Here is a 24,180-nt window from a genome sequence, read left to right as displayed (position 1 = left end):
GCGGCGCTCCGTAGAGCGCCGCCTTGCAAGTCCTGTCAGACCAGGCCGAGCCCGGCCAGTAGCATGTCGATCAGCTTGATCCCGGCAAAGGGTACCAGCACCCCGCCCAGGCCGTAGATCAGCAGGTTGCGGTTGAGCAACGCCGCCGCCCCGATGGAGCGGTACTTCACGCCCTTGAGCGCCAGGGGGATGAGGAACACGATGATCAGGGCATTGAAGATCACCGCGCTCAAGATCGCCGAGTTCGGGCTGTTCAAGTGCATCACGTTCAACGCGGCCAACTGCGGGTAAGTGGCGACGAACGCGGCCGGTACGATAGCAAAATACTTGGCCACATCGTTGGCCACGCTGAAGGTGGTCAGCGCGCCACGGGTCATGAGCATCTGCTTGCCCACCTCCACCACCTCGATCAGCTTGGTCGGGTTGCTGTCCAGATCGACCATGTTGCCGGCTTCCTTCGCCGCCTGGGTGCCGCTGTTCATCGCCACGGCGACATCGGCCTGGGCCAGGGCCGGGGCGTCGTTGGTGCCGTCGCCGGTCATGGCCACCAGCTTGCCCTTGGCCTGGTAGTCGCGGATCAGTTGCAGCTTGTCCTCGGGCCGGGCCTCGGCGAGAAAATCGTCGACCCCGGCCTCCACGGCAATGGCGGCGGCGGTCAGGCGGTTGTCGCCGGTGATCATCACGGTCTTGATGCCCATGCGCCGCAGCTCGGCGAAGCGTTCCTTGATCCCGCCCTTGACCACGTCCTTGAGCTCCACCACGCCCAGGGCCTGGGCTCCGTCGCTGACCACCAGCGGCGTGCTGCCACGGCGCGAGACTTCATCGACCTTGGCTTGCAGGGCCGGCGCAAAGCTGCCGCCCAGGGCCTCGATGTGGCGGCGGATGGCATCGGCGGCACCCTTGCGGATGCAGCGGCCCTGGGGCAGGTCGACGCCGCTCATGCGGGTCTGGGCGGTAAAGGGCACGGCACTCGCGCCCAGGGCCGCCAGGTCGCGTCCCCCGATGTCGAACTGTTGCCGGGCCAGGACCACGATGCTCCGCCCTTCGGGGGTCTCATCGGCCAGGGACGCCAGTTGCGCGGCGTCCGCCAGTTCGCTGTCGCGGATCCCCGGGGCCGGCAGGAAGGCGCTGGCCTGGCGATTGCCCAGGGTGATGGTACCGGTCTTGTCCAACAGCAGCACGTCCACGTCACCCGCCGCTTCCACCGCGCGACCGGAGGTGGCTATGACGTTGGCCGACATCATCCGGCTCATGCCCGCCACGCCGATGGCCGACAGCAGGCCGCCAATGGTGGTGGGAATCAGGCAGACCAGCAGCGCCACCAGCACCGTGGCGCTGACCACGCTGCCGGTGCCGCTCATGGCCACGGCGAACAGCGAGTACGGGCTCAGGGTGACGATCACCAACAGGAACAGCAGGGTCAGGCCCACCAGGAGGATGGTCAGGGCCACCTCGTTGGGGGTCTTCTGCCGCCGCGCCGATTCCACCATGGAGATCATGCGGTCCAGGAAGGATTCGCCGGGGTTGACGCTGATGCGCACCACCAACCAATCGGACAGCACCTTGGTGCCGCCGGTGACCGAGGAGAAATCGCCGCCGGCCTCGCGGATCACCGGTGCCGATTCACCGGTGATGGCGCTCTCGTCCACCGTGGCCACGCCTTCGATGACCTCGCCGTCCAGGGGCACCAGGTCGCCGGCCTCGATCAGCACCACCATGTCCTTGCGCAATTCGCTGGCGGCCATGGGCAGCCAGGCCGCGCCGTGCCGTGGCTGTTGCAGCAACTTGGCCAGGGTCTGGCGCTTCATGCCCTTGAGGCTCGCCGCCTGGGCCCGGCTGCGGCCCTCGGCCAGGGCCTCGGCGAAGTTGGCGAACAACACGGTGAACCACAACCACAGGGCAATGCTCAGGATGAAGCCGCTGGGGGCCTCGCCCTGCCCGCCCAGGGACTGCAGCCACAGCAAGGTGGTGAGCAGGCTGCCCAGGTAGACCACGAACATCACCGGGTTCTTCCACTGCGCCTGGGGCAGCAACTTCTTCACGGCATCCTGGCACGCCGTGAGCAGCAACCCACGGTCGAACAAAGCAATACGAGCGTTCTTACTCATGGTCTCTTACTCACTGGCTGCGAGGGGCGAGGCAGGCATGGGCGCCAGGGCGTCCAGCGCGAGGTTCAGTTGCAGCACATTGACCCGGGGCTCGCCCAGCAGGCCGAAGGTGCGGCCTTCGCTGTGTGCTTGCAGCAGGGCTTGCAGCTCGCCCGGGGGCAGGTGCCGCGCGCGCGCCACTCGCTCCAGCTGCAGCCGGGCGTTGGCCAGGGAAATGTGCGGGTCCAGGCCGGACGCCGAAGCCGTCACCGCGTCCACCGGCACCAGGCTGTCGGCGCCCAGGCCATTGAGCTGGCGGTAGAGGCGGGCCCGCTCGGCGACGCTGTCCAGCAGCTTCTGGCTGGTGGGGCCCAGGTTGCTGGCACCACTGGCCCCGGCGTTGTAGGGCTGCGGCACGCTCTTGCTCGGGTCCAGCGGGTCGCTGCCCAGGGTCATGCTCGGCCGGCCCTGGAAATACTCCGGCCGCTGGAAGGCCTGGCCGATCAGGCTGGAGCCCACCACCATGCCGTTGCGCTGCAGCAGGCTGCCCTGGGCCTGGAACGGGAACAACAGGTTGGCCAGCAGCGTGGTCGCCAGCGGATAGGCCAGGCCGGTCAGCGCCAGGCACAGCAACGCCGCCACCAGCACCGGGCGCAGCAGGCCCTTGAACAGCACCACAGTGGTGCCCTGGGTTTGCATTTGCGTAGTCATCACAACCCCTTACTTGTAGGTCTGGCCGGCCAGCAACTGCAGTTGCTCCACCAGCGGGCCGAGCGCGAGCGCCGGCAGGAAGGTCAGGCCACCGACCACCAGCACCACGAACACCACCAGGAACATGAACAACGGGGTCGCGGTGGGAATGGTGCCGGCGCCGGCCGGGATGTTCTTTTTCGCCGCCAGGGAGCCGGCCACGGCCAGCATCGGCAGCATGGTGAAGAAGCGCCCCATGAGCATCGCCAGGCCGATGGTGGTGTTGAAGAACGGCGTGTTGGCATTCAGCCCGGCGAACGCCGAACCGTTGTTCGCGGTGCCCGAGGCGTAGGCGTAGAGCACCTCGCTGAAACCATGGGGCCCCAGGTTGTTGAGGCTGTTGAGGGTGTCTGGCCAGAGCGCCGCCAGGGCGGTGAACCCGAGGATGCAGATGGGGTGCGCCAGCACCGAGAGCATCACCAGCTTGATCTCTCGGGCCTCGATCTTCTTGCCGAGGAACTCCGGGCTGCGGCCGATCATCATGCCCACCAGGAATACCGTCAGCAGGGCGTACTGGATCAGGTTGATGAAGCCCACGCCGTCGCCACCGAACACGCAGTTGAGCATCATCTGCGCCAGGGGCACGAAACCGCCCATGGGGGTCAGCGAGTCATGCATGGCGTTCACCGAGCCGGTAGTAGCACCGGTGGTGGTGGTGACGAACAGCGCAGTGTCGGCGATGCCGAAGCGCAGCTCCTTGCCTTCCATGTTGCCGCCGCTCTGGGTCGCCGACAGTTGCTGGTCGGCGCCGGCCAGGGTCAGCAGCGGGTTGCCGCTCTGCTCGGCAGTGAACACGATGGCCAAAAAGCCCGCGAACATCACCAGGAAGGTGCCGAAGAACACCCAGCCCTGGCGCCGGCGCAGCAGCATGCTGCCGAAGGTGTAGGTCAGCGCCGAGGGAATCAGCAGCATGCTGAGGATATGCAGGACGTTGGTCAGCGGCGTCGGGTTCTCGAACGGGTGCGCGGCGTTCATGCTGAAGAAACCGCCGCCGTTGGTGCCGATGTGCTTGATCGACTCGAAGCTGGCCACGGCGCCGACGATCAACTGCTGGCGGCCGCCTTCCAGGGTGGTGGCCAGGGCCTCGGAATCCAGGGTCTGGGGCATGCCCTGCCAGACGTAGACCAGGGCCATCAGCAGGCACAGGGGCAGCATCACCCGGTACAGCACGCGGATGAAATCCACCCAGTAGTTGCCGATGTCCGCCGAGCTGGAGCGGCTCAAGCCGCGGATGAAGCCGGCGGCGGCCACCACTCCGGCGGTGGCGCCGACGAACATCAGGAAGGTGATGGCCGCCATCTGGCTGAAGTTCGACAGGCTGCTCTCGCCGGAGTACGCCTGCCAGTTGGTATTGGTGATGAACGAGGCGGCGGTGTTGAACGCCAGGTCCGGACTCTGCGCCGCCAGCCCCAGCGGGTTCAGGGGCGTCAGCCCTTGCAGGCGCAGCACCAGGTAGCCCAGCAGCATCATCGCCGCGTTGGACAGCAGCAAGGCCGAACCGTAGCGGGCCCAGCCCATGGCCTCGCCAGGATCGATCCCCAGCAGGCGGTAAGTGGCGCGCTCCGGCAAGGCATGGCCACGGCCACTGAAGACCCGGGCCAGCCACTTGCCCATGAGCACGGCGAGCCCGGTCATCAGACCGAGGATCACCGCGTATTCCAGCACAGTACTCAACATGTCGATGCTCCGCTCAAATCTTGCCCATGGCGACGATGCCCAGGGCCGTCAGTACAAAGAACCCCAGGGACAGGCCCACGAAGATCAGGTCGTACATGGCTGGTTTCCTTTCTCGAAAGCGCCCGGCCGGGCGCATGCCAATGCATGGCGAATGCTGGGAACGTGCATCAGAACTTCTCGGCGCGGATCAGCGCGTACCCCAGGTAGGCAAACAGCAGCACAGCGCAAAAGCCGCTGGCGCCGTAGATCAATGGCAGTGTCAGCAAGACAGTTCCCCTCGATGGCGTGTGGGACAGCGCCCGGCCTCATCAGCGGCTCGCGGCGCTACCGTTGGCGGTGCCCGGTCATGGGCGCCGGCAGGGAGGCGGGAACAGCTGGTCGACCGCCCTCTTCTGCGCCACGCAGGTTAGGCGAGGGCGTATCAAGGTCAGGCACTGATTGCGGGGGGCGGTATCAAGACCGCATAAAGATTGCCGCCCCGTGCAGGCGAGGCAGGGGCGCCGACGCGCCCCCGAGAGTTCAGGCGGTCTTCAGGGGCAGCCAGATTTCCAGGCTGCCATGCCCGGTATTGGGGTTGAAATCGGCGCTATAGCGTTCGAAACAGGGGGCATCGGCGGCTTGCTGGCCCGATTGCGGTAGCCAGGTCTGCCAGATGTAGTCGAAGGTGCAGGGCAACTGCTGCAATGATCCGTGGTGCTCGAACACTGCGTACTGCTGGGGTTGCAACTCGATCCAGCGATAGTGCTCGGGCAAGTCGTCGAGCTTGCTGATCTCGACCCCGGCGATGTACTCGAAGCCGCCCTGTGCATCAGGGTTGCAGCACACGCCGTAGGTGACGTCATCCACCTGCCCCGGCACCTTGCCGATATGGGGAATGAAACGCTGCCACAGCTGGCCGATCACTTGAGTGTCGGCGGGGGTGAAGTGCTGGCTGAAACCGGCGACCAGCAGGAAATGCCATCTTTCGAAGCGCGGTTGCGGGCCGCTGCCCTGGTTTTGCTCATCCATGAATGCCACTCCTGCCACTGAAAAAAAGGGTTCGCGGGCAAGTATAGAAGCCTGTGGCCAAGGCCTGGATCAGAGCGCCGGAAGGTCGAGCGGTCGGGCACCGACGATGAACTCCTGGTAACCGGATAGGATCACGTAAACCGCGAAATAGCAGAAGATCGCCGCAGATGCCAGGTAGGAATAGCGCAACAGCTTGTCGCCCAGCAATTTGCCACCCTGGGTCGCCGCCAGGCACAGGCCCATTGTCCAGGCCAGCCCGGCGCAGAAGAAACCGGCCAGGAACAGCGCCGAATCAGCGGTGCTGCCACCCCCGGAGCGAGCGATCAAAGTGCCTCCCACGGCGGCGAACCAGAGGATCGCGCTGGGCGAGGACATGGCCAGGAAGATCCCCCGCAAGAACTCCTTGCGCGGCGAGCCCCGCTCCACCTCGCCACGGGTGTCGAGCAGCGCGTCGTGATGGATCGCGGCGTAGATCATCTTCGCCGCGAAGTACACCAGCAGCGCCGAACCGCCAAGCCACAGCACCCAGCGCACCGTCTCGTACTGCAGCAAGACGGTCATTCCGGCCAGGGCCAGCAGCGCATAGACCAGGTCACCGACACAGGTACCCAGGCCCAGGCAAAAGCCCTGGAAGTAACCACGTTGCATGGCCAGGGTGATCATCGCGATATTGGCCACGCCGATATCCAGGCACAACGAAAGGCTGAGCAAGAAGCCGCTGGTGAATTCCATCATCCATCCCATGTACTGCTGTTGTTCGAAGGCTCGCCGGGGAGCTGGTGCCCGGGAAAACCGGCCTGGCCCGCCCCTTTCCCGGCCAGGGGCCAGCAAGAAGCGTGCACGTTATAGCGGCAAAGCCTGCGCCCTCGCAAATGCCCGCCAGCCCGAAAAAATAGTTTTCCGCGCCTCTGGACAAGCCGCCGCCAGCGCCCTTATCGTCTGCCCCGCAGGCCACCGCAGTGGCCAACGTCGCTCGGACGGTTCCGGGCGCTTACGTCTTCTCGAGGCAACCATGGCCGAACAAGTTTCGCCGCGCCGCTTTGCGCGTATCGATCGACTCCCCCCCTACGTTTTCAATATCACTGCCGAGCTGAAGATGGCTGCGCGTCGGCGCGGCGAAGACATCATCGACTTGAGCATGGGTAACCCCGACGGCGCGACTCCGCCGCATATCGTCGAGAAGCTGGTGCAGGTCGCCCAGCGCGAAGACACCCATGGCTATTCCACCTCCAAGGGCATCCCACGGCTGCGCCGGGCGATTTCCCGCTGGTACCAGGAGCGCTACCAGGTCGACATCGACCCGGAAAGCGAAGCCATCGTCACCATCGGCTCCAAGGAAGGCCTGGCGCACCTGATGCTCGCCACCCTGGACCACGGCGACACGGTGCTGGTGCCCAACCCCAGCTATCCGATCCATATCTACGGCGCGGTGATCGCCGGTGCCCAGGTGCGCTCGGTGCCGCTGGTGCCCGGCGTGGACTTCTTCGCCGAGCTGGAACAGGCCATCCGTGGCTCGATCCCCAAGCCGAAGATGATGATCCTCGGCTTCCCGTCCAACCCCACCTCGCAGTGCGTGGAGCTGGACTTCTTCGAGCGGGTGATCGCCCTGGCCAAGCAGTACGACGTGCTGGTGATCCACGACCTGGCCTACGCCGATATCGTCTACGACGGCTGGAAAGCCCCGTCGATCATGCAGGTACCAGGAGCCAAGGACATCGCGGTGGAGTTCTTCACCCTGTCCAAGAGCTACAACATGGCCGGCTGGCGCATCGGCTTCATGGTCGGCAACCCGGAGCTGGTCAGTGCCCTGGCGCGGATCAAGAGCTACCACGACTACGGCACCTTCACCCCGCTGCAGGTGGCCGCCATCGCCGCCCTGGAAGGCGACCAGCAGTGCGTGCGCGATATCGCCGAGCAGTACCGGCAGCGGCGCAACGTGCTGGTCAAGGGCCTGCATGAACTGGGCTGGATGGTGGAGAACCCCAAGGCCTCGATGTACGTCTGGGCCAAGATCCCCGAAGCCTATGCCCACCTGGGCTCGCTGGAGTTCGCCAAGAAGCTGCTGGCCGAGGCCAAGGTCTGCGTCTCGCCGGGCGTAGGGTTCGGCGAGTACGGTGACGATCACGTGCGCTTTGCCCTGATCGAGAACCAGGACCGTATCCGCCAGGCCGTGCGTGGCATCCGCGGCATGTTCCGCGCCGACGGCCTGGTGCACAAAGGCGCGTGATCCGGCCGCAGTGGCGCGGCTTCCGTAGGAGCGAAGCTTGCTCGCGATGAACACGCGGTGAGCCAGCCGGACCGCGGCGTCTCTATCGCGGGCAATCGAGCGTCGACCGGCCGCTCCCACAATCGAACAGGCACAAAAAAACCGCAGCGCTGCGGTTTTTTTGTGGGTGGCGTAGCCCAGGAAGTCAGACCACCAGCGACAGCAACAGGATGAAGATCAGGCCCACCACCGACAGGATGGTCTCCATGGCCGTCCAGGTCTTGAAGGTCTCGGCCACGGTCATGTTGAAGTACTGCTTGACCAGCCAGAAGCCGGCATCGTTGACGTGGGACAGGATCAGCGACCCGGCGCCGGTGGCCAGTACCAGCAGCTCGCGGTTGACCCCGGGAATCATCCCCACCACCGGGACCACGATCCCGGCGCCCGTGATGGTGGCCACGGTGGCCGAACCGGTGGCGATGCGGATCACCGCCGCCACCAGCCAGGCCAGCAGGATCGGCGAGATCTGCGCATTGACCGCCATGTGGCCGATCACATCCCCCACGCCACTGGTCACCAGCATCTGCTTGAAGCCGCCGCCGGCACCGATGATCAGGATGATCGCCGCGGTCGGCGCCAGGCTGGCGTCCAGGAGCTTGAGCATGCGCTTGGAGTCGATGTTCTGCTTGTAGCCGAAGGTGTACAGCGACAGCAGCAACGCCAGGAGCAAAGCGGTGATCGGGTGGCCGATCATGTCCATCCAGATGCGGAAGAAGTGCCCGTCGGCCAGGGCCACGTCGGCGAAGGTCTTGAGCAGCATCAGGAACACCGGCAGCAGCACGGTCACCAGGGTCACGCTGAAGCTGGGCAGCTCGCTGCTCTGGGGTTCGCGGGCCAGCTGGTCCACCAGCTCCTGGGAGGGATTGCCGGGGATGTACTTGGCAATGAAGGTGCCGTAGATCGGGCCGGCGATGATCGCCGTGGGCAGCGCCACGATCAGGCCGTAGAGGATGGTCTTGCCGATATCGGCGCCGAACACGCCGATGGCCAGCAGCGGCCCCGGGTGCGGCGGCACCAGGCCGTGGACCGCGGACAGGCCGGCCAGCAGCGGGATACCGATCTTGATCAGCGAGACCCCGGTACGCCGAGCGACGATGAACACCAGCGGGATCAGCAGCACGAAGCCGATCTCGAAGAACAGCGGGATGCCCACCAGGAAGGCGGCGAACATCATCGCCCACTGCACCCGCTCCTTGCCGAACGAGCGGATCAGGGTCTGGGCGATCTGATCGGCGCCGCCGGACTCGGCCATCATCTTGCCGAGCATGGTGCCCAGCGCCAGGATGATGCCGACGAAGCCGAGCACGCCACCGAAGCCGTCCTGGAAGGCCTTGATGATCTTGTCCACCGGCATGCCCGAGGTCAGGCCCAGGAAGCCGGCCGCGATGATCAGGGCGATGAAGGGATGCAGCTTGAAGCGGGTGATCAAGACGATCAGCCCGATGATGGTGACCACTGCATCAACCAGCAGATAGGTCTCTTGGGACATGCCAAACATGAGTTTGCCTCCGGTTTGTTGTTTTTATTAAAGCGTTAAAAACAAGGGCCGAGTGGATAGCGCTACCTTTTTCGAGGCGACACTTAGCGTGAAGTTTCGAGGCCGTTTGCCAGCCACCATTGGTGGGCCAGCTCGGCCAGGCGCAGGACGCTCAGGTTGCTGGCATCCAGGACCAGGGTGAGCGGTTCCCCGACCGGGGACTCGAGGGTGGCGAACTGGCTGTCGATCAGGGTCGATGGCATGAAATGCCCTGGCCGGTGCGCCACGCGGTCGGCGGCGACTTGCGGAGTCAGTTCGAGGAAGACGAAGCCCAGGCCAGGGGTCGCGGCGCGCAGGCGCTGGCGATATTTGTGCTTGAGGGCCGAGCAGGTCAGCACCGGCTGCTGGCCGGCGGCCAGGGCGCGACGCAACTCCTCGCACAAGCTGTCGAGCCAGCCGGCGCGATCGTCGTCGTCGAGGGGGATTCCGGCACTCATCTTGGCGATGTTCGCGGCAGGGTGGAACGTATCGCCTTCAATGGCCGTGGCACCGCTGCGCTGGCACAGGGCCTGGCTGACGCTGGATTTGCCACAGCCGGCAACGCCCATGATGACCAGGGCGGTAATAGGTTGACTCATATAAGACCTCAGCGCGCAGACAGCGCTACCTTCGCTAGTTCTAGTACAAAAACAGTGTCTGCCGACGCCTTCTTGTCATTTTTGTGGGTTGCCGCGTATATAGTCCGCCAAAACCAAAGAGCGAGGCGTCAGGCACACCTCGCTCACGCATTGCAGCTGTTTTAGGACAGCGCTACCTTAGTGACTTGAATTTTGTTTGGCAAGCCGTCTGATGACCACCCAGAAGAACGATAAAAATTCCCGTACCACGGGCCGCCCAACCCTCAACGAAGTCGCACGCCTGGCTGGCGTCAGCCCGATCACCGCTTCCAGGGCGCTGCGCGGCGTCAGCAGCGTGGCCACCGAACTGGTGGAAAAAGTGCAGAAGGCGGCACTGGAGCTCAACTACGTGGTCAACTCCGCCGCCCGCGCCCTGGCCTCGGCCCAGAGCCAGTCGGTAGTGGTACTGGTGCCGTCGCTGTCGAACCTGCTGTTCATCGAAACCCTGGAAGCCATCCACCAGGTCCTGCGGCCAAAGGGCTTCGAAGTGCTGATCGGCAACTACCACTATTCGCGCGATGAAGAAGAGAACCTGCTGCGCAACTACATGACCTACCAGCCCCGGGGTTTGCTGCTGACCGGTTTCGACCGCACCGAAAGCGCCCGGCGGATGATCGAGGCCAACAACATTCCCTGCGTCTACATGATGGACCTGGACACAGCCTCCGGGATCAACTGCGTGGGCTTCTCGCAGCTCAGCGCCGGGGAGACCGCCGCCCAGCACCTGATCTCCCGCGGGCGCCGGCACCTGGCCTACATCGGCGCACAACTGGACCAGCGCACCCTGCTGCGCGGCGAAGGCTTCCGCCGGGCCCTGCAGGCTGCCGGGTTGTACAACCCGGACCTGGAACTGCTGACCCCACGCCCCTCCTCCGTGGGCCTGGGTGGCGAGCTGTTCCTGCAACTGATGCAGAGCCAACCCCAGGTGGACGCGATCTTCTTCGGCAACGACGACCTGGCCCAGGGCGCCCTGCTGGAAGCCATGCGCTGCGGCATCAAGGTTCCCGAACAGGTGGCGGTGCTGGGCTTCAACGACCTGCCGTCCTCGGAATACATGGTGCCGCGCCTGAGCAGCATCAGCACCCCACGGGAAGCCATTGGCCGGCGCGCCGCCGAGCAGATGCTGACCCTCCTGGCCGGCAACAGCGTGGCCGAACCGGTGGTGGACATGGGCTTCGAGCTCAGGGTCCGCGAAAGTACCTGAGGCGCCTCAAGCGCGCACGCTCAAGACACCCAGCAACAGGCCGAAACCCACCAGCACCGCGCCGAACAGTTGATCGATCCGGCGCTTGCAGGCCAGCAGCCGGCCAGCGATGGCCGGCGCCGAGAAAAACAGCGCCACCGCCACGAACCACAGCACATGGGCCAGGACGATGATCGCGCCGTAGCCCAACTGCACCGGCAAGCGGGTTCCCGGCTCGATCACCTGCATGAACAGGCTGAGGACGAAGATCATCGTCTTCGGGTTCAGCGCATTGGTCAGCAGGCCACTGCCCAGGGCCGCCCAACCGGACATGGCCTGGCCCTGCATTGGCGCCCCCTGCCCAGTCGACGCCGGGCTGCGCAGCAGCTTGTATCCCAGGTAGATGAGGTACAGCGCCCCGGCGACCTTCAGCACCGTGAACCACAGCAGCGACTGCTGCAGCAGCATTCCCACCCCCAGCAAGCTGTAGCCGATATGCAGCATGACCCCGAGCCCGATGCCCAAGGCAGTGAGCACGCCGTGGCGCCGCGAAAGCATCAGGCTATTGCGGGTGACCAGGGCAAAATCGGCTCCGGGGCTGAGCACCGCGAGCATGGTAATGGTGAGTACGACTAACAGTTCGGTCACGATAGCTACGCCTTGGTTATAGAATCAGGCGCTACTGTATGGGGACCGCCACGGAAACAGCCAACGATGAAAACTGACATTCACGGTGATAAAAACTCACAATCATTACGTCGCCGCCTGCCGCCCCTGGGAGCCCTGCGCTGCTTCGAGGCCGCGGCGCGCCTGGAGAGCTTCACTCGCGCCGGTGCCGCCCTGCACCTGACCCATGGCGCCATCAGCCGCGCCGTACGAGCCCTGGAAGATGACCTGGGCACGCCGCTGTTCGAGCGGCGCAGCCACCGGGTATTCCTCACCCCTGCTGGCCATGAACTGTTGCACAGCGTGAGCCAGGCCCTGGACCTGATCGAAGGCACCACCAGCCGCTTGCGCGCATCCGAACCCAAGGCGCCGCTGGTGCTGTCCTGCGAGCCAACCTTGTTGATGCGCTGGCTGATCCCGCGACTGCCGCAGTTCCAGGCCCAGTACCCTGAGGTGTCGATCCAGTTGCTGGCCGGCGGCGGGCCTTTCTCTTTCGATGCCGGGATCGACCTGGCGATTCGCCGCAACGATTTCACCTGGAGCAACCCAACCCAGGCCCACTGGCTATTCGACGAGAGCATCGGCCCAGTCTGCCGCCCCGAACGCCAGGCCGATTGGGCGCCCCTGGACCAGGGGCTGGCGCGCCTGAGCGAACACGCACCACGACTGCACAGCGCCACCCGCCCCGAAGCCTGGCAGCAGTGGTTGCAGCTACAGCGACAACCAGGCCAGGCGACGCCCCAGGAACAGGTCTTCGAGCATTTCTATTTCAGCCTGCAAGCAGCGGTGGCAGGCCTGGGAGTGGCCATGGCGCCCTGGCAACTGGTGCGCGACGACCTGGCCAGCGGGCTGCTATGCGCGCCTTTCGGCTTCATCGCCGATGACAGTGCCTATTACCTGCTGGCGCCACAGCCCATCGACGAAGACTCGGCGGCCGGGCAGTTGCTGCGCTGGCTGCGCCAGCAAGCCCTACCCACTGCCTAAGCCCCTGGCATCAGCGGCTGATCCAGGGCCGGGTCCTGGCCGCTGAGCAACTGCACCAGGGCCAGGGCACCCTTCTGCAACGGCTGGTTCTTGAGCCATACCGCATGCACCGGCAAGGTCAGGCCGTTGTCGATGTTCTTGAAACGCAGGCGCTGCAGACGCCCGGCCGCGAACAGCGGGCGCAACACCGACAGCGGGAAGTTGCCCCAGCCGATCCCCGCTTCCACCATGTGCAGGGCCATGGCCAGGCTGTCGGTACGCCAGCGGGATTCGCCCACCAGGGGCCGGGTATCGCTGATGGGCAAGTCGCGGCTGGCCACCACCACCTGGCGCACCTGGATCAGATCCTCCAGGTACAGGCTGCCGTCGCTGGCCTGGAACAGCGGATGGCGGGCGGAAATACAAGCCGTCATGCGCTCGCTGCCCACGTACTGGAAATACTCCAGGGCGTTGACGCTCAAGCCGGCGAATGCCACCGCGACACTGGCCCGCCCGCTGTGCAGCAACTGCAGCACATCGTCCTGGGGCGCACTGAGCACTTCCACCTCCAGCAACGGGTAACGTTCGGCAATCAGCTTGATCGCCGCCAGCACTCGCTGCTTGTCGATATCGTCCACCACCGCTACCGCCAGCTTGCTTTCCAGGCCCAGGGACAACTCGACGGCATGCACCTGCAACTGTCGCAACTGGTCGGCGATCAAGCGCGCATGGGGCGCCAGGGACAAGGCCAGGGGAGTGGGTACTGGCTCGCGATGGCTGCGATCGAACAAGGCATAACCCAGCTCGGCCTCGAGGTTGGCGATCCCCATGCTCACCGCCGAGGGCACCTTGCCCAGGGACCGGGCAGCCGCGGAAAAAGACCCGCGCTCGAGCACGGCAAGAAACAACTGGATGCTGTCGCTGGAAAAATTCATGGCACCAACCTATCAGAAATACTGAAAGCTTCCGACTTTTTCTGTCACTCCAACTGAAGCTATCGTTCAGACCCTTGCCAGCCCGGCCCTGGCCACTCCATTCAAGACAAAGGAACCCCCATGCAAGGCGTGAAACGCAAACTGGTCTACGTCTCCCTGTTCGAAGTGTTCGGCATGACCTTCTCGGCCCTGGGCCTGGCCCTGCTGTCCGGCACCTCGCCCACCAGCACCGGCCCGCTGGCCGTGATCATCACCAGCATCGCGGTGACCTGGAACTTCATCTACACCAGCCTGTTCGAGCGCTGGGAAAGCCGCCAGGCCTCGCGCACCCGGACCGTCAAGCGGCGCATCGCCCATGCCGTGGGCTTCCAATTGACGCTGATCGTGTTCCTTATCCCGCTAATCGCCTGGTGGATGAACATCAGCCTGGTACAGGCCTTCCTGCTGGACCTGGCGCTGATCCTGTTCATCCCGTGCTACACCTTCGCCTTCAACTGGCTGTTCGACCGAGTCTTCGGCCTGCCCGCCTCGGCGCTGCCCGACCCGGCCTGAAAGCCGCCAGCGCTGCGCCGGGTAAATTGCCCGTCGCGCAGCCCGCGCGACGCTGATAGATTCCCATGACCTGCCAGAACCAAGTACAAGGAAGCGTCATGGGAACCCCCTGCAGAATTCTCGGTAAAGCCTCGTCCATCAACGTCAGGAAAGTCTTGTGGACCTGCGAGGAACTTGGCTTGCCCTATCAACAGGAAGACTGGGGCAGCGGCTTTCGCTCCACCCATACCCCTGAGTTCCTGGCCCTCAACCCCAATGCCCAGGTGCCCGTGCTGATCGACGACGCCGGCGTCCTGTGGGAGTCCAACAGCATCTGTCGCTACCTGGCCAATCTGCATCCAGGCAGCGGCCTGTTGCCGATCGCTCCACGGGCCAAAGCCCTGGTTGAGCAGTGGATGGACTGGCAGGCCACGGAGCTCAATCCGTCCTGGAGCTATGCATTCATGGGCCTGGTGCGCCAGCATCCCGATTGCCAGGACAGCCGGCGCCTGGGGGCCAGCCTGCTGGCCTGGAATGCCAAGATGCAGATCCTCGAACAGCAATTGGCCCGCACCCAGGCCTATGCAGCCGGCGATGAGTTCAGCCTGGCGGATATCGTCCTCGGGCTCTCGGTCAATCGCTGGCGAATGACCCCCATGGAGCACCCGGACTTGCCCGCCGTGGCGGCCTACTACGAACGCCTGAGCCAACGCCCGGGCTTCCTCCTGCATGGACGCAACGGCACGCCTTGATCCGGCTCACTCAATCGCTGGAAGTACGACATGGACAGGCTCAACGTACTGCTGGCCGGGATCGCAAATCATCGCAAACGTCCTCCAGCCAGACTTCGGCATCGCCATCACCTATTGAGCCTGTCCCCGCCCCTGGCAAGCCGGTTTGCCAGGAAGCGGCAAGAACTGTCCGCTTTCTGCCTCCACAGGCCTAATACCGGCCTCAACCCATTGATTTGCAAGGGCCTGATGATAGGCATGGAACTTGCTAAACCCTTGGCCTGGTTCCCTTACACAGGTTCTCGATCATGTTCGTTAACGCCCAGACCTCCGTTTCAGTGCAGCCTACCGCGCGCACCGACATGGACCCGACCACGGCCGCCGCCAGTGCGTTGTACAGCGGCATGCTGCAACAAGCGCAACAATCGGTGACCGTCCCGGCAACCCAGTCCAACCAGCAACAGGCCAATAACGTCGACGACAACGTCAACGCCGCTTTCGCCAAGACCCGCGTCCTGCTGCAACAAGCCACGCCGCCAGCCGCCAATACGCCACAGGCCAACAACGCGACCCAGAGCGATGCCCTGTCCGACTTCAAGGACTACATGAGCAAAAGCCCCGAGCAGCGCCTGCGCGACAGCATCCTCAAGGAGCTGGGACTGACCGAGGAAGACCTGAAGAACCTGCCGCCGGAGCGCCAGATGGCGATCAACCAGGAAATCACCCAGCGCATGCAAGACAAGGTGAAACTGGCCAAGGAAGAACAGCAGCAGTCCAAGGACAGCGTGAAGCCGCTGGAAGAGAAGTTCCTCGCTTCTCTGTAAAGACTGGCGGTGTAAAGCCGGATAATGAACAAGGGTTCCCATCGGGAACCCTTTTTCGTACCTGGCCGGCTACTGCAATTGCAGGGATGAATTGAATTGGCTGATGGCATCCACCACATGCCGCGAGCCTTGCTGGATCTCCAGGATCACCTCCCCCGCCTCGTTCGCCAGCTCGACGCCCAGCCCGGTGCGGCTCAGGCTCGATTGCATGCTGGTAACCGCGCTCTTGGACAGGTCGTGGTTCTTGCGCACCACCTCGACGATCTCCACCGTCGCCTGGCTGGTACGAGCCGCCAGGCTGCGCACCTCGTCCGCCACCACCGCGAAACCTCGCCCATGCTCTCCAGCCCGGGCAGCCTCGATGGCGGCATTGAGCGCCAGCAGGTTGGTCTGGTCGGCGATCCCGCGGATGGTCTGGACGATGGTGCCGATGATCTCCGACTGTTTGCTCACCGCGTCGATGCTGAGCGCCGCTTCGTTCAGGTCGCGGGAAATCTGCTGGATGATGCCCACCGTCTGCTGCACCACCTCCGAGCCCTTCTGCGCGCAGGCGTCGTTCTGCACCGAGGTGCTATGGGCCGATTCAGCGGCGGACTGCAAGGTGGTCATCTGCTGGGTGATGTCGCTGGCGAACTTGACCACCTTGTACAGCCGCCCCTTGGCATCGAACAGCGGGTTGTAGGAGGCCTCGAGGAACACCGTCTGGCCATACTTGTTCTCCCGCTCGAAGCGATGGGAGTGGTACTCGCCACGGTTCAGCGAGGCCCAGAACTGCTTGTACTCGGCCGACTCGTATTCGGCCCGGTGGCAGAACATGCTGTGGTGCTGGCCGACGATCTCGGCGAGGGAGTACTGCATGGTCTTGAGGAAGTTGTCGTTGGCCGTGATGATCCGGCCGTCCGGGCTGAACTCGATGATTGCCATGGAGCGTCCGATGGCGTTGAGCAGGCTCTGGTTCTCATGCTCCAGGTGAATCCGGTCGGAAATGTCCGAGGCGACCTTGATCACGCTCCTGACCTGGCGATTGGCGTCGAACACCGGCATGTAGCTGGCTTCGAGCCAGATCTCCTCGCCTTTCTTGTTCAGCCGCACGAAGGTGTCGCTGATCGGCTCGCCCCGGGCCAGGTCACGCCAGAGCTTGTTGTAGTCCTCGCTGCGGTAGAACTCTTCTTCGCAGAAAATCCGGTGATGCTTGCCGCGTATTTCCTCGATGGAATAACCCATGATCTGGCAGAAGTTGTCATTGGCGTCGAGGATGACTCCGTCGGGGGAAAACTCGATCATCGCCATGGAACGACTGATGGCCGCCAACTTGCCGTTGGCTTCACTCAGGGCGCAGTTGAAACGCTCGATTTCCAGCAGGTCAGCCTTGTGATGTAGGTTAAACATGGTTGTATCACCTTCAACGCGGTCTTTTGATTGACGGAAGTTCCTAGTCTTTCAACTGATCCACCACAACGTTCATAAAACATGGCAAGCGCTCCCTGCATATGTGCAAGGAAGTGTCAGGTGATAAATGATGTTTAATCGGAGAGTCCATGTTGCAACACTCTTATCAAGCCATCCTTTTCTCGATGACCCATTGCCGGGCCGAACCTAACAGGACATCAGGCTCCCTCCGAGCGAACCCTACTGAGCCGGCGGCGCATCTGGCCAAGCACTCTTGCGGTGACTGACAACTCCGGCGCAGCGTTCTGGAAAGAGTCGAACAAACATCGTCTACATGGACATGAACATCGCGAAGCAGATATTCAAAGGCCGACGGATACGAATTTTCACGCTTGAGCATAGACAGCCGGCGACTCTATGCAAGTCCACTAGTCAGGCTGTTCGCGCAACTTTCCAGGCATTGCAGTTGATTAGCGATCATGTAACAGACAAGACAAGAACATTGCCTGTTTACTGCTCTTGAAGAGCCTGCCGTCAACGCTCGTCGAGAATGTCGAGGAAGGCTCGCACCAACGCATTGGGCTCGCTGCCAGTGGCCGGCACCAGGGCGAACTCACGTTCCAGGGCAATGGTCAAGGGCAGTACCCGCAGCCCCTGGCGCTGCTCGGGCAAGGTGCTGCGGGGCACCAGGGTCACCCCCAGCCGCTCGCGCACCAGGCTGAAGGCGCTGTTCCACTCGCGCACCTCGACCCGTACATCCGCCAGCGTCATCCCAGCAGCTGCAGCCAGGCTGCGGGCGTTCACCGAACAACCACCGGTGGCCAGGATGAAAGGCTGCTCCAGAAGGCTCACCAAGTCGATGCTCGACTCAGGCCAGGGATGATCCTCAGGCAATACCGCCACCCAGGAATCGCGGCCCAGCAACCACGAACGACGTTCAGGTCCCGGGTTGAGCACCACGCCCAGGTCCACCAGTTGCGCGTCGAGCAAGGCATGCACTTCGTCGTCGCTGACCTCCAGCTGCACTACCTCGATCCCCGGGTAGAGCTGGTTGAAGCGTTGCAGCAATGACGGCATGAAGGTCGCCATCACCACCGGAAACCCTGCCAGGCGCAGGCTGCCCCTGGGAATGCCACGGGCGGTGTCCACCAACTGGCGAATCTGCGCCAGGGCGCCGAGCATCACTCGTGCCTGTTCCAGCACTTGCAGACCGATCGCCGTGGGCAGGACCCGGCGGTGGTCACGGACGAACAAGCGAACGCCGAGCATCTCCTCCATCTGCGCCAGGGCCTGGCTGGCGCCGGATTGCGTCATGCCCACTTGCCCGGCGGCGCGGGTGATGGTGCCGTACTCGGCAATGGCCACCAACAACCGCCAGTGCATCAAGTTCATCATGACAGTAGCTATCCTTATGGAGTATTTCTGAAAGAGTAATTTTACCCATGTTGCCGGTGTACTCCACACTGGCTCTACCTTCACCTCAAAGGGAATTGCCCATGAAACTCTACTACGCTCCCCAAGCCTGCTCGCTGGCCTCCCATATCATCCTGCGGGAACTGCAATTGCCGTTCGAACTGGTCCGCGTCGACGTCCACACCAAACGCACCGCGGACGGCCAGGACTTCTACAGCATCAACCCCAAGGGCTATGTGGTGGCCCTGCAACTGGACAACGGCGAGCTGCTGACCGAGGGGCCGGCGGTCCTGCAATACCTCGCCGATCTCAAGCCCGAGGCCGGCCTCGCCGCGCCCAACGGCACCTGGCAGCGGGTCCGCCTGCAAGAGACCCTGAATTTCATCACCACCGAAGTCCATGGCATCCTCAACTGGCTGTTCAACCCTGATTTCGGGGACAAGGCCCGGGAAATATTCCGCCAGAAATTGGCCAAGCGCCTGGCCGTCGTAGAAAAGCAACTGGAACGCCAGGATTACCTGCAAGGCGCCCAGTTCGGAGTCGCCGATGCCTACCTGTTCACCGTGCTGCGCTGGACTGCGCTGTTCGATATCGACTTGGCGGCCTGGCCGGCCCTGGTGAAATTCCAGGCCCGCGTGGAGCAGCGCCCGGCCGTGCGCGCGGCGCTGGAAGTCGAACTGGACTGAACCGACCGCTGACACCAGACCGGTATCGGCCTGGTGCCGCTTCCCGGATCGATCAAGGGGGTGCGAGCCGCCTGCGATCGACCCGGGATTTCCTTATAATCCGCGCTCCTCAACCTCCCGCCATGCCCATGCCCAGCTACCGCATCAGCCAGCTTGCCGAGACCTCGCGGCCCTTGCTGAACAAGTTCTATCGCCAGCACCGATCATCCATGCGCGCCTCGACGGACGGTCAGTTGTGGGTGTTGCGCGATGGCGAGATTCTCGCGGGAATGAGCCTGAGTCCAGTGGCCCAGGGATACTGGTTGACGGGGCTGTTCGTCGCCCCGCCTCACCGCGGCCAGGGTTTGGCCGGGCGTTTGCTGGACGGCGCGCTAGGCTCGCTCCAAGGCCCGGTCTGGCTGTTCTGCCACCCGGACCTCGCCCCCTGGTACCAACGCCTGGGATTTGTCGCCGCCCCTCGACTGCCGCAACCCCTGGCCGAACGGCTGGTCCGTTACCAGCGCAGCAAACCGCTGCTGGCCATGGCCCGGCCTTGAACCCCGCAGTCAGTCGTCGGCCTGGGGATCGAGGTCGGGAAACAGCACCTCGGTGAACCCGAACTTGCGAAAATCGCTGATACGCGACGGGTACAAGCGGCCGATCACGTGGTCGCACTCATGCTGCACCACCCGGGCATGGAACCCCGAGGCCACGCGGACGATGGGCTCACCCTTGGGATCGAAGCCTTCATAGCGGATATGCCGATGACGCTGCACCACGCCACGCATGCCAGGTACCGACAGGCAACCCTCCCAGCCCTCTTCCAGCTCCGGGTTCAGGGGGGTGATCAAAGGATTGATGAGGATGGTCTGCGGCACCGCCTCGGCGTCCGGGTAACGCTCGCTGTGCTCGAAACCGAAGATCACCAACTGCAGGTCGACGCCGATCTGCGGCGCTGCCAGCCCCACGCCACCGACGCTTTCCATGGTCTGGAACATATCGTCGATCAGTTCCCAGAGTGACGGGCTGTCGAACATCTCGGGCGGTACCGGGGGGGCGACGCGCAGCAGGCGCTCATCGCCCATCTTGAGGATTTCACGGATCATGTTCAGGCTTCGTCAGTGCTCGGCTGGAGCGAGTGATCGCGGCCCAGTCCCGAAACGTGTTGTTTGTCGCCGGGCCCGTCAAAGTCCTTTGCACCAGGATCCTTGCCTTCGGCCGACATGTGTTCGATCACCGCATTCATTTCCGCGCCCAGCAACAACACCGCCGAAGAGATGTAGAAGTACAGCAGCAGGACGATGATCGCGCCGATACTGCCATACATCGCGTTGTAGTTAGCGAAGGTTTTCACATAGTAGGCGAACCCCAGGGAAGCAATGATCCACACCACCACAGCCAGTACCGAACCTGGAGTGATGAAGCGGAACTTCTGCTTCACATCGGGCATCACGTAGTACATCAAGGCCACCGCTACCATCATCAGCAGCACGATCACCGGCCAGCGCAGGATGGTCCACAGGGTGACGATGAAATCCTCCAGGCCCACCTGCCCCGCCAGCCAGGCCATCACCTGCGGCCCCAGGACCATCAGCGCCGCAGCCGCCAGGAGCATGCCGGCGATGCCCACGGTGTAGAAGATCGACAGCGGGAAACGCTTCCAGATCGGCCGCCCCTCCACCACGTCGTAGGCGGCATTCATCGCGCTCATCATCAGCCGCACACCCGCCGAGGCGGTCCACAGGGCGATGACGATACCCACCGACAACAAGCCGCCCTTGGACTGCTGCAATTGGTCGATCACCGGGTTCACCTGCTCCAGGGCTTCCCGGGGCAACACCAGCTCGGCCTGCAAGCGCAGCCAGGAGAAGAAGTCCGGCAGGTGCAGGAAACCGATCAGGGCGATGAGGAAGAGGATGAAGGGAAACAGCGAGAACAGCATCTGGTAGGCCAGGGCCGAGGCATAGGTGGACATCTCGTCCGCGATGAATTCGTTGACCGTGCGGATCAGCACCCGATGCAAGGGCAGGCCTTTGAGGTCCGGAAAAATCATAGCGTCTCCTTTCGCCGCAAAAAGGTTGAAGTCGCTGGCGACTCAGGGGGCGTTTTCTACAACAAATTAGCCTAGTTGGCGAACCACAACCATGACCGACGCTGGTTCTTCAGGGCTGCGGACATGAAAACGGCCATCCGAGGATGGCCGCCGGGACAACGCTCGCGCACATATAGTCAGGCTTTGTCGACGGTGCTCTTCACCGCATCCTTGGCCTTGCCGAGGGCCTGCTGGGCCTCGCCCTTCTTCTCCTGCAACTTGCCTTCGGCCTGCAAGCGGGTGTTGTCGGTGGCTTTGCCTACCCCTTGCTTGACGTTGCCGATGGCTTCGTTGACCAGACCCTTTGCCTTATCCGCTGTGCTACCCATGGTATTTCTCCGTGAGACGATGGTGGTTCGAACAAAAAGGGAAATGCGTTGCTACCCTGGGTTGACCTACGGCCGTTGCGCAGAGTTTCAATTATTTTGCTCCAGCCTTCGATCGCCGATCCGCGGTTGCGCTTTATGTTTGCCAGGCAACCCTGGAGAATGCGCGGCCGTTCAGGCCAAGCCCTGAAGATCCCATTTGCGTAGGAAGCTTATGAAATTCGATAAAAAGCAGGCCATCGCCCGTAGAAACCAGGAATTGGGCCGCGCGGTGCTGGACGTCGACAATTGCCAGTTCGCGGAACTCAACCGCAACCGCAATATCTGGTGGTTCGACATCCTGCTCGCCCGCCTGGCGGTCGGCCAGCAAGAATGGCTGCACCTGCTGCTGTACACCCCGAGCACCGACCAGTTGATCCACCTGAAGGTGCCGACCAGCTTCCTGCGCAAGAAGCGCGAAGGCCTGGAGGTGCGCAACGAAGGCAAGCGCAAGGCGGCACTGAGCCTGGAGCTGAGCGCCGACAAGGACTCCTTCCTCAAGGATGTACGCCCGGCCGGCACCGGCGTGGGTTTTGCCCAGTTCCAGCAGTAATTGGCCAGCATGAAAAAGCCCCGCACTGGCGGGGCTTTTTCATGGGCGCTACGGCTTACTTCTTCACGCCGAGCTTCTTCAGTTCTTCGTCACGCAGTTCGCGGCGCAGGATCTTGCCGACGTTGGTGGTCGGCAGGGCATCGCGGAACTCCACGGCCTTGGGCACCTTGTAGCCGGTGACATTGGCGCGCATGTGGGTCATTACCTGCTCCTTGGTCAGGGTGACCCCCGGCTTGGCGACAATGAAGATCTTGATGGTCTCGCCGGACTTCTCGTCCGGCACGCCGATCGCCGCACACTGCAGGACGCCCGGCAACGAGGCCAGCACATCTTCCAGTTCGTTGGGATACACGTTGAAACCCGAGACCAGGATCATGTCCTTCTTGCGGTCGACGATACGGATGTAGCCGTCGGGCTGGATCAAGGCGATGTCACCGGTCTTCAGCCAGCCTTCGCTGTTGAGGACTTCGTCGGTGGCATCCTGGCGCTGCCAGTAGCCCTTCATCACTTGCGGGCCCTTCACGCACAGCTCGCCGACTTCACCCAGGGGCAGTTCCTCGCCAGCATCGTTGACCACGCGGCACAGGGTCGACGGCACCGGGATGCCGATGGTGCCGATCTGGATGTTCTGGATCGGGTTGACCGTGGCCACCGGGCTGGTTTCGGTCATCCCGTAGCCTTCGCAGATCGGGCAGTTGGTCACCGACTTCCAGCGCTCGGCCGCGGCCAATTGCAGGGCCATGCCGCCGGATAGGGTGACCTTCAGCGCGGAGAAATCCAGCTTGCGGAACGCCTCGCTGTTGCACAGGGCGACGAACAAGGTGTTGAGGCCGACGAAACCGCTGAACTTCCACTTCGACAGTTCCTTGACCATCGCCGGCAGGTCGCGCGGGTTGGTGATCAGGATGTTGTGGTTGCCCATCAGCATGATGGCCATGCAATGGAAGGTGAACGCATAGATGTGGTACAGCGGCAGTGGCGTGATGAGGATCTCGCAACCTTCGTTGAGGTTCGAGCCCATCAGGGCCTTGCACTGCAGCATGTTGGCCACCAGGTTGCGGTGGGTCAGCATCGCGCCCTTGGCCACGCCGGTGGTACCACCGGTGTACTGCAATACCGCCACGTCGGAGCTGGCCGGGTTGGCCTCGCGAACCGGCTGGCCGTGGCCCTTGCGCAGCACGTCGTTGAACTTGATGGCCTGGGGCAGGTGGTAGGCCGGCACCATCTTCTTCACGTACTTGACGACGCTGTTGATCACCAGGCGCTTGAGCGGCGGCAGCAGGTCGGCCACCTCGGTGATGATCACGTGCTTGACCCCGGTCTTGGGCACCACGCTCTCTGCCAGGTGGGCCATGTTGGCCAGGCAGACCAGGGCCTTGGCCCCGGAGTCATTGAACTGGTGTTCCATTTCCCGTGCGGTATACAGCGGGTTGGTGTTGACCACCACCAGGCCAGCGCGGATCGCACCGAATACCGCGATCGGGTACTGCAGCAGGTTGGGCAGTTGCAAGGCGATTCGATCGCCAGGCTGCAAATCGGTATGCTGTTGCAGGTACGCGGCAAAAGCCCCGGACAGCTCGTACAGCTCACCGTAGGTGATTGTCCTGCCGAGGTTGCTAAAGGCCGGTTTGTCAGCGAAACGTTGGCAGGATTGCTTCAACACCGCCTGAATATTCGGATACTCGTCTGGATTGATATCGGCAGCAATTCCAGCTGGGTACTTATCCTTCCAAAAGTCTTCGATCATGGAAGCCCACTCCTCAGCAACGCGAATTCATCACCGCATTCGATGCGATTTTTATTGGGTGTGTGTTTTTATTGGTGTCTTTTTTGTGGTGAGTCTGGCTTTTTACTAGGCCGAGAAGTCACAAAGCGCGCCGAGAGTAGCAGCTTTGGAAAAGGCCGCCTAGAGCCAAAGAAGCCCTGAA

At 63.2% G+C, this 24,180-nt stretch carries 25 protein-coding genes and 2 pseudogenes; 9 read left to right on the top strand and 18 right to left on the bottom strand.

Translation table 11 applies throughout. The features are described from left to right. Positions 1-35: 35 nt before the first annotated feature. From kdpB to ACK6AU_RS07230, 7 genes are all read right to left on the bottom strand, one after another. The gene (gene kdpB, locus ACK6AU_RS07260) at positions 36-2,108 is read right to left on the bottom strand and encodes a potassium-transporting ATPase subunit KdpB (protein ID WP_185701434.1); all 2,073 of its coding nucleotides are present in this window, start codon (positions 2,106-2,108) and stop codon (positions 36-38) included. A gap of 6 nt (positions 2,109-2,114) precedes the next feature. Beyond that, positions 2,115-2,798, bottom strand: coding sequence for a potassium-transporting ATPase subunit KdpC (gene kdpC / locus ACK6AU_RS07255; RefSeq protein ID WP_409298482.1), 684 nt, complete (start codon positions 2,796-2,798; stop codon positions 2,115-2,117). Positions 2,799-2,807: 9 nt separating this feature from the next. After that, on the bottom strand, positions 2,808-4,514 hold the full coding sequence (gene kdpA, locus ACK6AU_RS07250; RefSeq protein WP_185701432.1) for a potassium-transporting ATPase subunit KdpA: 1,707 nt from the start codon (positions 4,512-4,514) through the stop codon (positions 2,808-2,810). A gap of 13 nt (positions 4,515-4,527) precedes the next feature. Further along, positions 4,528-4,650: a hypothetical protein gene (locus ACK6AU_RS07245; protein WP_256224242.1), complete on the bottom strand. Its 123-nt coding sequence runs from the start codon at positions 4,648-4,650 to the stop codon at positions 4,528-4,530. Positions 4,651-4,681: 31 nt separating this feature from the next. Beyond that, entirely contained in the window at positions 4,682-4,780 is a 99-nt protein-coding gene (gene kdpF / locus ACK6AU_RS07240; protein ID WP_022640401.1) for a K(+)-transporting ATPase subunit F, read from the bottom strand. Between the two features lie 253 nt (positions 4,781-5,033). Further along, complete coding sequence (locus tag ACK6AU_RS07235; RefSeq protein WP_185701431.1) at positions 5,034-5,522, bottom strand: GyrI-like domain-containing protein; 489 nt, start codon at positions 5,520-5,522, stop codon at positions 5,034-5,036. Between the two features lie 69 nt (positions 5,523-5,591). Next, positions 5,592-6,254 carry a LysE family translocator gene (locus ACK6AU_RS07230; protein WP_409298478.1) on the bottom strand — a complete coding sequence of 221 codons (663 nt, stop codon included), beginning with the start codon at positions 6,252-6,254 and terminating at the stop codon, positions 5,592-5,594. A gap of 280 nt (positions 6,255-6,534) precedes the next feature. On the opposite strand from ACK6AU_RS07230, the gene alaC reads away from it, so the two are divergent. Continuing rightward, on the top strand, positions 6,535-7,749 hold the full coding sequence (alaC, locus tag ACK6AU_RS07225) for an alanine transaminase (RefSeq protein ID WP_185701429.1): 1,215 nt from the start codon (positions 6,535-6,537) through the stop codon (positions 7,747-7,749). 184 nt (positions 7,750-7,933) lie between these two features. Here alaC and ACK6AU_RS07220 read toward each other — a convergent pair whose 3' ends face one another. Together ACK6AU_RS07220 and ACK6AU_RS07215 are read right to left on the bottom strand one after the other, a co-directional pair. Then, a complete protein-coding gene (locus ACK6AU_RS07220) occupies positions 7,934-9,286 on the bottom strand; it encodes a GntP family permease (RefSeq protein WP_053137179.1) in 1,353 nt (450 codons plus the stop codon). Between the two features lie 83 nt (positions 9,287-9,369). After that, positions 9,370-9,903 (bottom strand): gluconokinase, encoded by a 534-nt coding sequence (locus ACK6AU_RS07215; protein WP_185700555.1) that lies wholly within the window; start codon positions 9,901-9,903, stop codon positions 9,370-9,372. A gap of 211 nt (positions 9,904-10,114) precedes the next feature. On the opposite strand from ACK6AU_RS07215, the gene ACK6AU_RS07210 reads away from it, so the two are divergent. Beyond that, complete coding sequence (locus ACK6AU_RS07210) at positions 10,115-11,146, top strand: LacI family DNA-binding transcriptional regulator (protein WP_185700562.1); 1,032 nt, start codon at positions 10,115-10,117, stop codon at positions 11,144-11,146. Between the two features lie 6 nt (positions 11,147-11,152). Here the strand turns inward: ACK6AU_RS07210 and ACK6AU_RS07205 are convergent, their stop codons facing one another. Next, positions 11,153-11,773 carry a LysE family transporter gene (locus ACK6AU_RS07205; protein WP_185700554.1) on the bottom strand — a complete coding sequence of 207 codons (621 nt, stop codon included), beginning with the start codon at positions 11,771-11,773 and terminating at the stop codon, positions 11,153-11,155. Between the two features lie 66 nt (positions 11,774-11,839). Here ACK6AU_RS07205 and ACK6AU_RS07200 point away from each other — a divergent pair, with 66 nt between their 5' ends. Continuing rightward, positions 11,840-12,775, top strand: coding sequence for a LysR family transcriptional regulator (locus tag ACK6AU_RS07200; protein ID WP_409298474.1), 936 nt, complete (start codon positions 11,840-11,842; stop codon positions 12,773-12,775). Here the strand turns inward: ACK6AU_RS07200 and ACK6AU_RS07195 are convergent. Continuing rightward, positions 12,772-13,689 carry a LysR family transcriptional regulator gene (locus tag ACK6AU_RS07195; RefSeq protein WP_185700552.1) on the bottom strand — a complete coding sequence of 306 codons (918 nt, stop codon included), beginning with the start codon at positions 13,687-13,689 and terminating at the stop codon, positions 12,772-12,774. The two genes, ACK6AU_RS07200 and ACK6AU_RS07195, sit on opposite strands and share 4 nt — an antisense overlap. A gap of 120 nt (positions 13,690-13,809) precedes the next feature. On the opposite strand from ACK6AU_RS07195, the gene ACK6AU_RS07190 reads away from it, so the two are divergent. From ACK6AU_RS07190 to ACK6AU_RS07180, 3 genes are all read left to right on the top strand, one after another. After that, positions 13,810-14,241 (top strand): PACE efflux transporter, encoded by a 432-nt coding sequence (locus ACK6AU_RS07190; RefSeq protein ID WP_185700551.1) that lies wholly within the window; start codon positions 13,810-13,812, stop codon positions 14,239-14,241. Between the two features lie 98 nt (positions 14,242-14,339). After that, the gene (locus ACK6AU_RS07185; protein ID WP_185700550.1) at positions 14,340-14,972 is read left to right on the top strand and encodes a glutathione S-transferase family protein; all 633 of its coding nucleotides are present in this window, start codon (positions 14,340-14,342) and stop codon (positions 14,970-14,972) included. A gap of 287 nt (positions 14,973-15,259) precedes the next feature. Beyond that, positions 15,260-15,775, top strand: coding sequence for a hypothetical protein (locus tag ACK6AU_RS07180; protein WP_185700549.1), 516 nt, complete (start codon positions 15,260-15,262; stop codon positions 15,773-15,775). Between the two features lie 69 nt (positions 15,776-15,844). Here ACK6AU_RS07180 and ACK6AU_RS07175 read toward each other — a convergent pair. The 3 genes and pseudogenes from ACK6AU_RS07175 to ACK6AU_RS07165 form a co-directional block, all read right to left on the bottom strand. Further along, a pseudogene (locus ACK6AU_RS07175) lies at positions 15,845-16,270 on the bottom strand (methyl-accepting chemotaxis protein); the annotation flags it as partial. A 120-nt stretch (positions 16,271-16,390) separates the two neighbouring features. Continuing rightward, positions 16,391-17,059, bottom strand: a pseudogene (locus tag ACK6AU_RS07170) (PAS domain-containing protein); the annotation flags it as partial. A 639-nt stretch (positions 17,060-17,698) separates the two neighbouring features. Beyond that, positions 17,699-18,559: a LysR family transcriptional regulator gene (locus ACK6AU_RS07165; RefSeq protein ID WP_185700547.1), complete on the bottom strand. Its 861-nt coding sequence runs from the start codon at positions 18,557-18,559 to the stop codon at positions 17,699-17,701. A gap of 101 nt (positions 18,560-18,660) precedes the next feature. On the opposite strand from ACK6AU_RS07165, the gene gstA reads away from it, so the two are divergent. Further along, positions 18,661-19,263: a glutathione transferase GstA gene (gene gstA / locus ACK6AU_RS07160; RefSeq protein ID WP_185700546.1), complete on the top strand. Its 603-nt coding sequence runs from the start codon at positions 18,661-18,663 to the stop codon at positions 19,261-19,263. 128 nt (positions 19,264-19,391) lie between these two features. After that, the gene (locus tag ACK6AU_RS07155) at positions 19,392-19,799 is read left to right on the top strand and encodes a GNAT family N-acetyltransferase (RefSeq protein ID WP_409298529.1); all 408 of its coding nucleotides are present in this window, start codon (positions 19,392-19,394) and stop codon (positions 19,797-19,799) included. A gap of 9 nt (positions 19,800-19,808) precedes the next feature. On the opposite strand, the gene def is transcribed toward ACK6AU_RS07155, so the two are convergent. The 3 genes from def to ACK6AU_RS07140 form a co-directional block, all read right to left on the bottom strand. After that, the gene (gene def / locus ACK6AU_RS07150) at positions 19,809-20,348 is read right to left on the bottom strand and encodes a peptide deformylase (RefSeq protein WP_409298470.1); all 540 of its coding nucleotides are present in this window, start codon (positions 20,346-20,348) and stop codon (positions 19,809-19,811) included. Positions 20,349-20,350: 2 nt separating this feature from the next. Beyond that, positions 20,351-21,295 carry a YihY/virulence factor BrkB family protein gene (locus tag ACK6AU_RS07145; RefSeq protein ID WP_185700544.1) on the bottom strand — a complete coding sequence of 315 codons (945 nt, stop codon included), beginning with the start codon at positions 21,293-21,295 and terminating at the stop codon, positions 20,351-20,353. A 176-nt stretch (positions 21,296-21,471) separates the two neighbouring features. Further along, entirely contained in the window at positions 21,472-21,663 is a 192-nt protein-coding gene (locus ACK6AU_RS07140) for a CsbD family protein (protein ID WP_185700543.1), read from the bottom strand. A 211-nt stretch (positions 21,664-21,874) separates the two neighbouring features. On the opposite strand from ACK6AU_RS07140, the gene ACK6AU_RS07135 reads away from it, so the two are divergent. Further along, positions 21,875-22,252 (top strand): hypothetical protein, encoded by a 378-nt coding sequence (locus tag ACK6AU_RS07135; RefSeq protein ID WP_053137205.1) that lies wholly within the window; start codon positions 21,875-21,877, stop codon positions 22,250-22,252. 55 nt (positions 22,253-22,307) lie between these two features. Here the strand turns inward: ACK6AU_RS07135 and fadD1 are convergent, their stop codons facing one another. Further along, positions 22,308-23,999, bottom strand: a complete 1,692-nt coding sequence (fadD1, locus tag ACK6AU_RS07130) for a long-chain-fatty-acid--CoA ligase FadD1 (protein WP_185700542.1) — start codon at positions 23,997-23,999, stop codon at positions 22,308-22,310. Positions 24,000-24,180: the final 181 nt, after the last annotated feature.

The sequence above is a fragment of the Pseudomonas sp. KCJK8993 genome, assembly GCF_046230915.1.
Lineage (GTDB): Bacteria > Pseudomonadota > Gammaproteobacteria > Pseudomonadales > Pseudomonadaceae > Aquipseudomonas > Aquipseudomonas piscis.
The sequence above is the reverse complement of the archived record's forward strand: the minus strand, read 5'-3'. Positions and strand labels throughout refer to the sequence as shown.